Annotated in this window: 13 protein-coding genes; 12 read left to right on the forward strand and 1 reads right to left on the reverse strand. The window is 73.0% G+C overall.

The annotated features are described in order from the left end of the window. Positions 1 to 181: 181 nt before the first annotated feature. Positions 182 to 3,343 (forward strand): VCBS repeat-containing protein, encoded by a 3,162-nt coding sequence (locus tag ABD981_RS08755; RefSeq protein WP_046911047.1) that lies wholly within the window; start codon positions 182 to 184, stop codon positions 3,341 to 3,343. Between the two features lie 93 nt (positions 3,344 to 3,436). Here the strand turns inward: ABD981_RS08755 and ABD981_RS08760 are convergent, their stop codons facing one another. Then, the gene (locus tag ABD981_RS08760; protein ID WP_046911046.1) at positions 3,437 to 3,985 is read right to left on the reverse strand and encodes a carboxymuconolactone decarboxylase family protein; all 549 of its coding nucleotides are present in this window, start codon (positions 3,983 to 3,985) and stop codon (positions 3,437 to 3,439) included. An 85-nt stretch (positions 3,986 to 4,070) separates the two neighbouring features. Between ABD981_RS08760 and ABD981_RS08765 the strand changes: the two genes are divergently transcribed. The 11 genes from ABD981_RS08765 to ABD981_RS08815 all read left to right on the forward strand — a co-directional run bounded on the left by ABD981_RS08765 (position 4,071) and on the right by ABD981_RS08815 (position 12,614). Next, positions 4,071 to 4,778, forward strand: coding sequence for an HAD family hydrolase (locus tag ABD981_RS08765; protein ID WP_046911045.1), 708 nt, complete (start codon positions 4,071 to 4,073; stop codon positions 4,776 to 4,778). A gap of 324 nt (positions 4,779 to 5,102) precedes the next feature. Beyond that, a complete protein-coding gene (locus tag ABD981_RS08770; protein WP_046911044.1) occupies positions 5,103 to 5,906 on the forward strand; it encodes a hypothetical protein in 804 nt (267 codons plus the stop codon). Positions 5,907 to 6,013: 107 nt separating this feature from the next. Further along, on the forward strand, positions 6,014 to 7,159 hold the full coding sequence (locus ABD981_RS08775) for a hypothetical protein (RefSeq protein ID WP_205628286.1): 1,146 nt from the start codon (positions 6,014 to 6,016) through the stop codon (positions 7,157 to 7,159). A 22-nt stretch (positions 7,160 to 7,181) separates the two neighbouring features. Then, positions 7,182 to 7,574 carry a hypothetical protein gene (locus tag ABD981_RS08780; protein WP_046911043.1) on the forward strand — a complete coding sequence of 131 codons (393 nt, stop codon included), beginning with the start codon at positions 7,182 to 7,184 and terminating at the stop codon, positions 7,572 to 7,574. A gap of 2 nt (positions 7,575 to 7,576) precedes the next feature. Next, positions 7,577 to 7,858 (forward strand): hypothetical protein, encoded by a 282-nt coding sequence (locus tag ABD981_RS08785; protein ID WP_046911042.1) that lies wholly within the window; start codon positions 7,577 to 7,579, stop codon positions 7,856 to 7,858. A 3-nt stretch (positions 7,859 to 7,861) separates the two neighbouring features. Beyond that, complete coding sequence (locus tag ABD981_RS08790) at positions 7,862 to 8,362, forward strand: hypothetical protein (protein ID WP_046911041.1); 501 nt, start codon at positions 7,862 to 7,864, stop codon at positions 8,360 to 8,362. Between the two features lie 124 nt (positions 8,363 to 8,486). Beyond that, positions 8,487 to 8,849: a hypothetical protein gene (locus ABD981_RS08795; protein ID WP_046911040.1), complete on the forward strand. Its 363-nt coding sequence runs from the start codon at positions 8,487 to 8,489 to the stop codon at positions 8,847 to 8,849. Next, the gene (locus ABD981_RS08800) at positions 8,846 to 10,543 is read left to right on the forward strand and encodes a hypothetical protein (protein ID WP_046911039.1); all 1,698 of its coding nucleotides are present in this window, start codon (positions 8,846 to 8,848) and stop codon (positions 10,541 to 10,543) included. The genes ABD981_RS08795 and ABD981_RS08800 overlap by 4 nt, the downstream gene beginning before the upstream one ends. After that, complete coding sequence (locus tag ABD981_RS08805) at positions 10,543 to 10,887, forward strand: hypothetical protein (protein ID WP_046911038.1); 345 nt, start codon at positions 10,543 to 10,545, stop codon at positions 10,885 to 10,887. The genes ABD981_RS08800 and ABD981_RS08805 overlap by 1 nt, the downstream gene beginning before the upstream one ends. Positions 10,888 to 10,901: 14 nt before the next feature. Further along, positions 10,902 to 11,300 carry a hypothetical protein gene (locus ABD981_RS08810; RefSeq protein WP_046911037.1) on the forward strand — a complete coding sequence of 133 codons (399 nt, stop codon included), beginning with the start codon at positions 10,902 to 10,904 and terminating at the stop codon, positions 11,298 to 11,300. A 3-nt stretch (positions 11,301 to 11,303) separates the two neighbouring features. Beyond that, complete coding sequence (locus tag ABD981_RS08815) at positions 11,304 to 12,614, forward strand: baseplate J/gp47 family protein (protein WP_046911036.1); 1,311 nt, start codon at positions 11,304 to 11,306, stop codon at positions 12,612 to 12,614. Positions 12,615 to 12,941 lie beyond the last annotated feature (327 nt).

Here is a 12,941-nt window from a genome sequence, read left to right on the forward strand (position 1 = left end):
TCAATTCGGTCGTCACTATGGTGTGTTCATCCGAATGGGTAACGCCTTTATAAAGTTCTCATCTGTGGACCTGGGGGCCACCGCGTGTGATGGTTTGCCCCGCCCTTCTGCCCCTCGGTCCGCCGCACGGGGCTGTTTGTGCTGTCCCTGATCCGCCTGGTCCACACGGGAGTAGACCGCCGTGACCGCGCCGCCTCGTTATCTCAGCCCCTTCGTGCGCACGCGCACACGGCTGTCACTGACCCTCGGCCTCGTACTGGCCGCCCTCACCGCCGCGCTGCTGCCCTGGTGGCAGCCGCCCGGCACGGCCCCCGCCATGGCCGGCGGCGGTGCCGCCAAGGCCGAGCCCGCCTCGACCGGCCTCAAGGACGAGGCCACCGCGATGGCGCAGGCCCTTCGCACCCGCAAGCAGGTGTTGATCGACACCGCCACCACGGCCACCTCGCTCACCTGGGCGCTGCCCGACGGGCAGTTCCGTACGCGGATCACCGCCACGCCGACCCGGGCGAAGAACGCCGAGGGCGAGTGGGCCCCGATCGACAACCGGCTCAAGCGCTCCGTCAAGGCCCCCCGGGGTCTCGGCATCGCGCCCACGAACGCCGCCATCCCGCTGCGCTTCGCGAGCGGGAGCCCCGACAAGGGCCGTGCCGACCGTTCGTTCGTCCGCGCCGAGGTGCCGGGCGAGACGCTGCTGGCCGAGGTCGACCTGGCCGGGCACACCGTCGCGTACACCTGGCCGGGCGCGCTGCCCGAGCCGGTGCTCGACGGGCCGCGCGCCCTGTACTCCGAGGTGTTCCCCGGCGTCGACCTGCTGCTCGTCGCCCGTGAGGAGGGCGGCTTCGCCCAGGTCCTCGTCGTGAAGACGCCCCAGGCGGCCCAGCGGCCGGAGCTCAAGACCGTCTCGTACGGACTGCGTTCCGCGACCGCGACCTTCCGGCACGACCCCAAGGCCAGCCGGGTGCAGGTCCTCGACGGGACGGGCAAGGAGGTCGGCTCCATCCCGACCCCGTTCGCCTGGGACTCCAGCGGTCGCGACCCCGAGCTGCCCCAGGGCACCCCGAACCGCACCTCCACCGCCACCCCCGCCGACGTCCTGAAGCTCTCCGGCCTCACCGGCATCGAGCCCGGCGCCAAGGCCGCGCCGCTGCCGATCGAGCTGGCCGGCGAGAACACCGGGTCCGTCCGGCTCGGCCTCGGCGTCGCCGAGTCCGGCCTGCTCGCCCGCGAGGGCGTCAGGTACCCCGTCTTCGTCGACCCGCCGCTCAACGGCCCGTGGCAGGCCTGGACGGTCGCGTACAAGCCGTACCCGAACACCAGCTTCTTCAACGGAACCAACTTCTCCTCGGGCACCTCCGACGCCCGCGTGGGCCACGAGAGCGACACCGGCGGCACCGCCCGATCCTTCTGGCGCATGGGGTTCCCCACCGGCATCGCGGGCGCCAAGTGGAGCCGCGCCACCTTCAAGATCCTCAACAACCACTCGTGGTCCTGCACCAACCGCTCGTACCAGTTCTCCCTGACCGGGGCCATCTCCTCCGGCACGACCTGGAACGCGCAGCCGAGCTGGTCGACCGTGCAGGACACCAAGTCCTTCGCGCACGGCTGGTCCTCGACCTCCTGCCCGGACGACTACGAGTCCTTCTCCGTGATGGACGCGGTCCAGAAGGGCGCGACCGCCGGCTGGTCGAACATCACCTTCGGCATGAAGACGACCGCCGAGTCGGACACCCAGACCTGGCGCAAGTTCAAGGCCACCTCCGCGGTCCTGGAGGGTGACTACAACCGCGACCCGAAGGAGCCGACCAACGGCACCACCACCCCGGGCGGCGCCTGCGTGCCCGGCCCGGGCGCGGGGCTCACGATCGGCAGGACGAACGTCACCCTGAAGGTCACGGCCAAGGACGACGACAACAACCTGAAGCAGGTCCGCTTCCGCTTCTGGAAGACCGGCGGCACCGTGCCCGCCGGCTGGCTCGTCCCCGCCCCCGCGGCCGGCGGCACCGTCTCGTACACGGTCCCCGTCACCTTCCCGCTGGACGACAAGGCGACCTACTCCTGGGACGCGCAGGCCCAGGACTCGGCCGGTGCCGTGTCCAGCAACTTCCCGGCCGGCTCCGAGCCCTGCCGGATCACCATCGACGGCTCCGCCCCGCCGGCGCCGACCGTGGACGAGGACACCACCCCGTTCAAGCGGGCCACCTCCGACGGCGCCACCTGGGCGAGCGTGAAGTTCGGCCAGACCGGCTCCATCACCTTCTCCTCGCCCGGCGCGGCCAAGTTCCGCTACGGCTTCGAGGGCTTCTACGGCCCCGACGTGACCGCCGTCAACGGCTCCTACACCGTCCCGAACCTGACGCCGCCGCACGCCGGGCCGAACTGGCTGCACATCTTCGCCCTGGACGCGCTCGGCAACGTCAGCGCCCGCACCGACTACGCCACCTACGTCCCGCCGCGCGACGCCGGTGACGGTCCGGGCGACGTCGGCGGCGACGGCATCGCCGACCTGCTCGTCATCGACGCCAACGGCAACCTCATCTCGTACGCCGGCGGCCCCGGCGGCGAGCTGTACGGCGGCATGGCCGGCTCGTACACGAGCGACAACAAGCTCTACCCGTCCGGTCACTGGTACGACAAGACGACCGGCAAGGCCGCGCTGATCTCCCACTACCAGGACGTCTATCCCGGCGACGGCTCCACCGACGTCTTCGCCCGCACCCCGGACGGCGGCTTCTGGCTCTACCCCGGTGACGGCTACGGCACGTTCAACGTGGACCAGCGGATGAAGATCCGGCTGCCCGCCAACGCGCCCGCCCCGAAGGACTGGACGCAGATGAAGGCCGTCGGTGACATCACCGGCGACAAGCTGCAGGACGTGGTCGTGCGCGTCGGTTCGGCCTTCTGGTTCCTCACCGGCTACACCGGCGCCTCCTTCCAGACGGCCACGCTCATGGAGGGCACCGCCTGGGCCCGCCGGGAGATCGTCAACGTCGGCGACATCAACCTCGACGGCACCCCGGACATGCTCTGGCGCAGCCTGGACAGCGGCACCATCTACATCCGCCACGGCAAGCCGGGCCCGGTCGCGGGCAGCGTCGACCTCAACTCGCTGATGCTGTCGGCCAACTCCCTCAACGGCGACCAGTCGTACGGCACCAACTGGACCGAGGCCCACGTCACCGCGATCGTCGGCATCCCCGACGTCAACGGCGACCGGATCCCGGACCTCTGGGCCCGCTTCGAGGACGGGCAGATGCGCGTCTACTACCCGTCCCAGACGAACACCAACGGGGCCGTGAAGGTCGTCCTGTCGGTGGACTGGAACGCCATCAAGGCCTTCGGCTGATGCCGCAGCGCCCCTGAGGCGACCACAGGACCCGATGCCGCGCAGGAAGGGCCGTCCCGGAACGATCCGGGGCGGCCCTTCCGCCGTTCGTTCCTACGCGGTCCCGCCCTCCTCCGGCTGGATCCCCGCCAGCAGGTTGAACGCCCCCGTCAGCAGGTTGAGCGTCACCACCCCGACCACCTCCGCGATGATCCGGTCGCTCCACCCGTGCGCCCGCAGCTCCGCCACGTCCTCGTCGCCCAGGGCGCTCGGCTCGACGAGGACGCGCAGCGCGACGGCGATGAGCGCGGCCTCGCGGGCGTCCGTGGACGTGCCCTGGCGGGCCAGTTCGATGTCGCTCTCGGTCAGCCCGGCGGCCCGGGCGGCCGCCACGTGGGCTTCGCGGCAGGTGCCGCAGCCGATCCACTCCTGGACGGCGAGGGAGAGCTTCTCGCTCAGCGCCCGGGGGATCTTCACCCGCTTCATGGCCCGGGACAGGCTGAGGTAGCCCTCGATGAGCGCGGGGGAGTGGGCCATCGTCGACACCATCTCGCCGGCCGAGCCGTGGCGCTCGACGATGTCGGTCAGCAACTCCCGCGCCTTGCCCGTGGCCTGCTCGGGTTCGAGAGCGGTCAACCGCCGCGCCGTGCCTTCAGTTCGCACCTTGCCTCCTCGTCGACATACCCATGGGGGGTATAACGCGGAGGTGGTTCGGGGAGTTCCCCGCCGGGCGTTCTACGATCGGGGAATGATCAAAGGCGTCATGTTCGACTTCTCCGGCACCCTGCTGCGCGTCGAGTCCACCGCCCAGTGGCTGGACGCCGTCCTCTCCGAGGGGGGCGTACGGCTCTCCGGCGACGAGTTCGCCCACACCGTGGAGCGGCTGACCCGTTACGGGGCGCTGCCCGGCGGCCCGTCCCCGCAGGACGTGCCCGCCCGGCTGCGGAAGCTGTGGGGCGAGCGCGACCTCGACGCCGAGCGGCACCGCGCGGCGTACTCCGGCCTGATCCGGGCGGCCGGCGTCACCGAGCCGGAGCTGGTCCGGGCCCTCTACGACCGGCACATGGATCCCGAGGCCTGGAACCCGTACCCCGACACCGCGCGGACGCTCGGCGAGCTGAGCCGCGGCGGGGTGCTGGTCGCCGTCGTCAGCAACATCGGCTGGGACCTGCGGCCGGTGTTCCGCGCGCACGGCCTCGACGAGTGGGTCGACCTCTACGCGCTCTCCTACGAGGTCGGCGTCCAGAAGCCGGACCCCGGCATCTTCCGCTTCGCCTGCGACGGACTCGGGCTCGCCCCCGCCGAGACGCTGATGGTCGGCGACGACCGCACCGCCGACGGCGGCGCGCTCGCGCTCGGTGCCCGGGTGCACTTCGTCGACCACCTTCCCGTCGACCGCCGGCCCGACGGTCTGCGTCCGGTCTTCGGGCTCCTGGGTGACGCCGGCCGCGCCTGAGGGGAGCCGTGTTGACGGCCGGGTGGTGCGGGACGACCTGATGTTGCCTCAGGAGGCTTTGCCCGTGCGGGAGTTGCCTGGGCCTCGGGCGGGGGCGCGCTCCGGCGCACAACCCCTCGGTCAGCCCGCACGCTCGCCCGAAGGGGCGGGGGAGGTCGTCGAAAACACCGAACGGAGCGCAATCGCCCGATCGGTTCCTCTTCTCCTCCGCACGGAGTAGAAGGCCTTGTCGGGCCGTGTGCCGACGTGCGTCCCTATGTCCTGCCGCCAGCCGGAGCCGGGCATTCGCTCCGCGGTCCGCCGCGGCGTGAAAGGACGCGTCGCATGGGTGTCATCCAGGACCGGGCCGTGGCCCGGCTCGCCGATCCGGTCCTCCTCGGCGCGCTGCTCGAGCCCCGGGCCAGGTTCCTCGTCGAGCGCACCCACGAGCTGGAGTACGAGCGGATCGACTCGGTCGCGGCGCTGCGGGTGCGGAAGGTCGCGGCGCAGTGGCCGCTGTTCCCGCCCGACTCCCGCCGCGGCACCTGGAGTCAGGTCGTCCCGGCCACCACGCTGTCCGACTTCCGCTGGGACGGCGAGACCGCCGAGCCGGTCTGGATCGACGTCCTCGCCGAGCTGGAGATCGACGTCGTCGCCGAGACCGACCCGGGCGGCCTCGACTCCCTCGTGGTCAAGGCCGTCGACGCGTACGACACCCTCGACGAGTTCCGCGACCAGTTCCGCTTCCTGGACCTGGACGCGTTCATGCGCAGCCACGGCCTCGTCACCGTGGAGGACCTGCGCGAGTCCGGCGAGTACCTCCGCACCGAGGTGAAGCTGCGCCGGCCGCCGGTCTTCGACCCCGGACACCCCGCCAACCGCCGGACCGTCGCCGTGGACGCCGCCGTGGTCCTCGGGGCCGCCGACGACGTCGCGGGGGCGGTGCGGGCGGCCCGTCTGGTCGCCGCCGCGGCCCGCGACCGTCCGCTGCCGCCCGGTCCCTTCGGGGTGCGCGTCGCGCCGTACGCCCTCGTCGCCGCCTTCCCCGCCCCCGCGGCACAGCCGCCGCCCGCCGAGCCGGGGCTCACCCGGGCGCAGATCGAGGCGCTGCTGGAGGGGGCGGGCGTGGCGGCGGTGTTCCTGACCTGACCAGAGCAGCTCGGCTCGGTTCGGCTCGGATCTGAGCTGATCCAGCTCTCCGCGTCGCAGTCCGTCCGCGTCGCAGTCCGTCCCCGTTCCGGAAGGAAGCAGGTCCCATGTCCGAAAGTCCCGTCCGCTACGTCCGCGTCAAGACCGAGGGCGTCCCCTTCGCCCCCGCCGTCCGCGCGTACGGCAACGTCGGAATCATCGGCATCGCGAACCCACCGACCACCAACCCGCCCCTGGACTTCCTCGCACCCAACGTCCCCACCCTGTTCACCGACGTCAACGAGGCCCGCAGGATCGCCGCGGGCCCCCTCGGCGAGGCCATCGCGACGGCCCTCATCCAGGAGCCGGGCCCCAGCGAGGTCTGGGGCGTACGGATGGCCCAGGCGAACACCTACGACGACGCGCTCGCCAAGATGGGCACGGTCAACGTGCAGCTGGTCCTCTTCGCCGGCACCGCCCTGAGCCTCACCACCCCGACGGGCGGCCAGCCGACCCCGACCCCCGCCATCGCGAAGCTGGCCGAGCACGTCGTCGCCCCCGTCGCCGACGGCATGGAGCGCATCGGCGTCGCCATGCTCGCCAAGGGCGCCGCCGACCCCGCCGTCCTGGTCGGCAGTCTGGTCACCGAGCGCATGGTCTACGTGGCGCACAAGAGCGACGACGACGTCGCCGCGGCCGTCGCCGGCACCATCGCGGGCTACGAGCCGCACGTCTCCCTGCTCCTGAAGCGGGTCAAGGTGAAGTCGGATCCCTTCTCCGCCGCCGAGCTCATCAAACTCAACGGCTCCGAGTCCGCGGACACCGGCGGGCCGCAGGGCAAGGGGGTCAACTGGCTGGTCGACCCGCCGCTCATCCCCGGCTCCGGGGTCCATCTCGGCGAGGGCTACACCGGCAGTGCGGGCAGCCCGGGCACGAAGAAGTACATCGACATGGTCCGCACCGTCGACGACATCACCTTCCGGCTCAAGGCCCGCCTCATCGGCACCATCGGCAACCTCCGGATCAGCCGCTCCGGTCTGCGCGGACTCGTCGCCGAGATGGAGGCCGTCCTCGAACCCCTGCGCAGGGCCGAGGTCATCGAGGAGTACGAGATCGTCGTCCCCATCCTCGCCCTGCTCGACAAGCCGCAGCGCACCCCGCTGGAGGACCGGCTCGTCCAGGACGCGCAGACCGATCGGGCCGCCGAGGCGATGGTGCGGGTCGACTACGCGGGAGCGATCCACCGCATCAACATCACGCTCAAGTTCGACTGATCCGACCAAGGAGCCGTCCCCCATGTCCGACTGGAACACCCGGCTGGAAGTGAAACTCGCCGGCCGGACGATCTCGCCGATCACCAACTTCTCCCCGTCGTTCAACGTGCCCCACACGGTGATCCACAGCCTGGAGGCGGACGGCGTCGGCTATGTCCGCCAGCCCTTCACCTTCACCTTCACCCTGACCATCCCCGCCATCGCCTCGGCGGTCGCCGACCTCACCGAACTCGCGGTCAACGGCGGCGAGTTCGCCATCGCGGTGGCGGAGAAGAAGGGGACCGACTGGTCGTTCTCCTCGCTGAAGTTCAGCCGCTGCGTGGTCAGCGCCGCCCAGCCCAGCAACATCACCGTCGACGGCGTCCCCCAGGCCACCTTCACCTGCATGGCCCTCAACGTCGGCGTGGAGGAGTGACCGTGACGTCCTCCGAGACCGCCGACGACGGGTCCGTCCCGGCGACGCGCGCCGGCGACCGGGTCGAGCGCACCGGCATCGCCCTCGTGCACGAGGGCGAGTACATCGTGCCCGCCCCCGGCAGCGAGGCCGTGGTGGACCGCCGGAGCGACGCCGGCCAGGTCGTCCACTACCACTTCCCCGTGGAGGTGGAGGTGGTCGGCACCCTCCAGGACCACCACGTCCGACGGATCGCCGCGCACGTCTTCGAGGAACTCGACCGTGAACTCGGCAGCCGGGGGTAGCCCGTGGCGGACCAGGTGCTCGTCGGCACGATCCCCCTGCTGTACGTGCAGAGCATCACCATGACCGAGGGGTACCGGGTCGAACGGATCCTGGGCAGCCGGTTCTCCCAGGCCACCCAGCCGTCCACGAAGACCCTGACCGTCGAGGCGGTGCTGCTCGGCCCGGAGCGGTTCGCGACGAAGAAGGCCCTGGAGGTGCTCGCGCTCACCTCGCGGGCCCTGCTCTCCGCCGCGGGCCCGGCCCTCGCCGCCACCGGCATCCCCGTCGTCTGCGGGCTCACGCTCAGCCTCGACATGCAGATCACCGACCTCCGCTTCGCGCAGAGCGTGCAGAAGCGGGACGCCTTCGACCTCTCCATGACCCTCCAGTACGTGCCCCGCTCCAGCCTGAGCGCGCTGGCCGGCGAGATCGCCGACATGGCGCTCGCCGCCGGGAGCGCCGGCGTCCCCTCCGTACCCGCCCCCGGAGCCGTACCCCGCTCACCCGGCCCACCGCTCCTCTGAGCCCGGCGGCCCCGAGAACCGGCTGGCCCGGGAACCGGCCGGCCCGGAAAGCCCCCGCCCGACTCCGCCCAGCCCCGCCCGACTCCGCCCAGCCCATCCCAGCCCCGTCCCGAGAGGAGGCCCGATGCAGGCGCGTCTGCCCGTCGACGCCGACGAAGGCTTTCCGCAGTCCTTCCGGCTGCGCTTCGGCGAGCACGTCTACCGGATCGAGCTGTACGTCAACGCGGCCGAGCGGACGGTCGAGGAGGCGGCGGCCGCGGGCGGCGTCCTCGACCTGCTCGGCGGCGGCCCCTTCCTCGTGGTCGCCGTGGCCCGCGAGGAGCCCGGCGGACTCGTCCCGCTGCTGCGCCGCAAGGCCGTCCGCGACCTGCCCTGCCCGGCCGGCGGGCTCCGGCTCGTCTTCCGGGAGGCCCTCGTCGACGTCCGCAACCTCAACGGCACCGGCAGCTACGGCTCGAAGGTCCTCGCGGGGGTGTCCGCCGCATGAGCTTCGCCATCCGCTACAGCCTCACCCTCGCCGAGGAGCGGCCCACCGGCGGGCCCGCGGACCTCCTCGGGACCGTCGCCGAGGAGGCGGGCCCCCTCGCGGCCTTCGGCGGCCTCACCAGCCTGCCGCTGAACGTCTCCAACGACGTCCTCGGCGGCTCCCTCGTCCTCGACGCCGACATCACGGTCACCATGGGCGAAGGCGCCGTCGCCGGCACCTTCGAGGCCGTCCTGGTCAACCTGCCCGCCGAGACGGTCAGGACGCTGCGCGCCGCCCTCGCCCGCCGGCCGCTGTCGGCCACCGTCCGGCTCGGCTACTTCGACGACCGGAGCATCGGCCGGCACCCCGTCATGGCCGGCCGCGTCGTCAGACTCGCCTCCTGGGTCGCCGAGGACGGCCTCAGCCGGGTCCGGCTCACCGGCCAGGACGCCGGCGGCTACGCCCTGCGCATGACCTCCGCGAGCGTCCACCGGGCCGAGGCCGCCAGCGCCCTGGACTTCGCCCGGAAGGTCGTGAACGCCGCCGGGCTCACCCTCGCCAAGGACTCCGCGCTCGCCACCGAGCTCACCGACCACACCGTGCGCAACCCCACCGCCCTCGACGCGCTGCGCGAGCTCGCCCGCACCGCCGAGGCCCCCGTCGTCATCCGCGACCGGCTCGTCCTCGTCGGCCCCGCCGTCGGCGCCGACGACCCCGCCCCCGTCGCCTTCGACCCGGAGGTCAACCTCGTCTCGTACGGCGACACGCAGGGCGAGGAGACCCTCGTGGTGGCGCCCGGCGAGGAGCGCCCGCCGGTCCGCAACTCGGTGAACCTGACCGTCCTCGGCCACCCCGACCTGCGGGTCGGCCAGGTCGCCACGCTCCGCGGGATCGACGACGCCCCCGCCGGACCGCTGCGCGTCAACCGGCTCGTGCACCGCTTCGGCGTCCGCACCGGCTACGTGTGCGAGGTCCAGCTCGTCGCCGCGCGCGCCGGGGAGTTCGTCGAGGCCGTCGACGGGGTCCGGGCCGTCACCGACCGGCTGGACGCCGGCGCCGAACGCGCCCTGCTCGCCCGCCCCTCCGTCGACGTCGGCGAGGTCAGCGGCTACCGGCCGGACGGCCACCAGGTCTCCCTCCGCTACGGGCAGTCCCCGCCGCCCTCCATGAGCCTGCCCAGCGTCACCGGCCCGATCGGCGACGACGTCCTGCTCGACAAACCCGTCGCCGCGCCCTTCGCCTTCGGACCCTGCGGCCTCATGACCCCCGTCTACCCAGGCATGCGGGCCCTGCTCGCCCACAACCGCAACCTCGTCAACGACGCCGCCGTCGTCGGCTGGCTCTGGCCGCGCACCCCCGGCGCCCGGGCGCCCGCGCCCGAACCCGGCGACTACTGGCTCGCCCTGCCCACCGGCACCGGCTCCGACGGCATCCCCACCGGCCCCGGGGTCAACGACCTCACCGACGCCAAGGGCGGCCGGGTCATCCAGGCCCGCGGCCTGCACATCCTCGTCGGCACGCCGAAGCTCCCGCAGGTCGGCACGCGCCCCACCCCGCCCGACGACGACTCGGTCACCATCGAGCACCACACCGGCACCACCATCGAGATCGACCCGGAGGGCGCCGTCACCGTCCGCACGAAGGGAAGCGGCATTAAGTTGACCAACGGGACCGTGAGCCTGTCCCTCGACGGCGCCTCGGTCCAGGTGACGTGATGCCCGAAGTCCTCACCACCGCCTCCGTCCTCACCTGCGCCCACGGCGCCACCCTCCGGACCACCGCCTCGCAGAGCGCCCTCACCGTCGACGGCGCCCCCGCCCTGCTCGTCACCGACCTGCTCGCCGCCACCGTCCCCGCCTGCCCCAACACCGACGCGAGCAAGGGGCAGGCGCCCTGCGTGAAGGTCACCGCGGTCAGCGAAGGGGCCAGCCGCCTGCTGAAGGTCAGCGGCACCCCCGTCGCCCTCGCCACCGCGAAGGGCACCACCCAGGCCGTCCCCGTCCTCCCCACCGCCTGGCGGGTCGAGGACCCGGGCCAGACCCTGCTCCGTACGGACTGAGGAGCCGCAAGCCCATGCCACCCCAAGCGCCGCTCGAACCCCTCGGCCACAGCCTGCTCCTCGACGACGGCGACCTCGTCGTCCGCGGCGGCGGACTCGCCGAGGTCCGCGGCCTCGCCAACCTCGTCCAGGCCCTGACCCTGCGCCTGCTCACCCCGTACGGCAGCGACCGCTGCGACCACCGCTACGGGCTCAGCGCGGGAGCCGCCTTCACCCATCCCGGCGGTTCCCGCGTCCTCAAGGACCTGCTGCGCCTGGAGATCGTCCGCACCCTGGCCGCCGACCCACGGGTACGGGAGGTCGCCGAGGTCACGTTCACCGAGGACCCCGCCGTGCGGGTGCTCACCGTCCGGGTCCTCGTCGAGGCCCTCGACGGCCGGACCACCGCCCTGACCGCCGAAGTGGAGGCGTGAACCATGGCGTACGGCGTGACCCCCGACGGCTTCGTCCTCAAGGGCCTCGACGTGATCCTCGCCGAGAGCAAGGCCCGCACCCGGGCCGCCCTCGGCGCCGACGTCGACCTGTCGCCCACCAGCCCCCTCGGCAAGATCCTGGAAGTGGTCGCCCAGGAGGACGCCGAACTGTGGAAGCGGATGGAGGCCCTCTACTACGGGCAGTTCACCGCCACGGCCGACGGCGCCGCCCTCGAACTCCTCGGCGACGACGCCGGACTCGCCCGCCACCCCGCCCGCCGCGCCGGCACCGTCGCGCTCACCCTCACCGGCGGCGTCCCCGGCCGGACCTACGTGGTGCCCTCGGCGACCGTCCTCCTCGGCGCCGGCGACCCCGCCCGGGCCTTCGCCACCACCGCCCCCGTCGAACTGACCGCCACCGCCCCCGCCCGTACCGTACGGGTCCTCGCCGTCGACCCCGGGGAGGACCCGGTCGCCCCCGGGACCGTCGACGACGTGCACCCGGCGCACCGCGCCCAGTACCTCGCCGACTGGCCGCCCGCCGCCCTCGTCGTCACCAACCCGGCCCCCTTCGACGAGCTGGTCCCCGAGGACGACGACGCCTACCGGGCCCGGATCATCGCCCTCCCGCGCGCCCTGTGGACCGTGGAGAGCGTCCGGCAGGCCGCCCTCGGCGTGCCCGACGTCATCGACGCCCGCGTCAGCGACCCGCTCGGCGGCATCGACGTCTCCCAGGCCTACTTCGGCGGCTTCGACTTCGGCGGCCGCACCTTCAGCGACGAACGCCGGGTCGGCGAGCCCTACTTCGCCGAGGTCGCCGTCGCCCACCGCGGCCTGCGCCCCTGGCGCACCCTGGCCGCCCCCGGCTCCGTCACCGGCGTGTACGAGCTCGTGGAGGCGGCCGTGGAACGGGTCCGGCCCATCGGCGTCCACGTGAACATCGCCGAGGCCGACCACATCGACGTCGCCGTCCGCGCCGAGATCGTCCTCGCCCCCGGCTTCGACGGCCCCACCGTCATCGGCCGCATCCGGGCCCGCCTCACCGCCGACATCGGCCGGCTCCGGCTCGGCGACGACGTCCTCTACGCCCGCGTGATGTGCGCCCTCGCCGACCAGCCGGGCGTCGACGACGTCCGCAGGCTCCATCTGCGGCGCTGCCCGCCCGCCTTCGGCCGCTTCGGCTTCGGCGGCGTCCTCTACCAGCTCGGCACCGTCGAGGCCGCCGTCGGCGAGTCCCTCGCCATGGGGCCCACCGAGATGGCCGTCTTCGCCGCCGACCCCGCCCTCAGCAGCATCGAGGTGGTCGGCCGATGAGCAGCGCCTCCCCTCAGGCCGTCCCGGCCCTCGCGCCCGACCCGCCCCGGCTCGCCGCCGCCGACATGGCCGCCCGGCTCACCGCGCCCTTCGCCCGCGGCGCCGACCGGCTGCCGCTGGTCATCCGGGGCACCGCCGTCGCCCCGTACGACTTCGATCTGCACACCGCCCGGTTCGGCGTCACCCCCCGGCCGCTCTACATCCTCCAGGCCCGCCGGGACGTCCCCGCCGGGACCACCGTCACCTTCGGCGTACGCGGCGGCCCGGCGCTGTCGCTGCCGCTGCCCCGACGGGCTCACCGAGGGCACCTCCGTCCCGCTGCCCGAC

Origin of the sequence: Streptomyces showdoensis, assembly GCF_039535475.1 — a bacterium.
In the GTDB taxonomy this organism is placed as follows: Bacteria; Actinomycetota; Actinomycetes; order Streptomycetales; family Streptomycetaceae; genus Streptomyces; species Streptomyces showdoensis.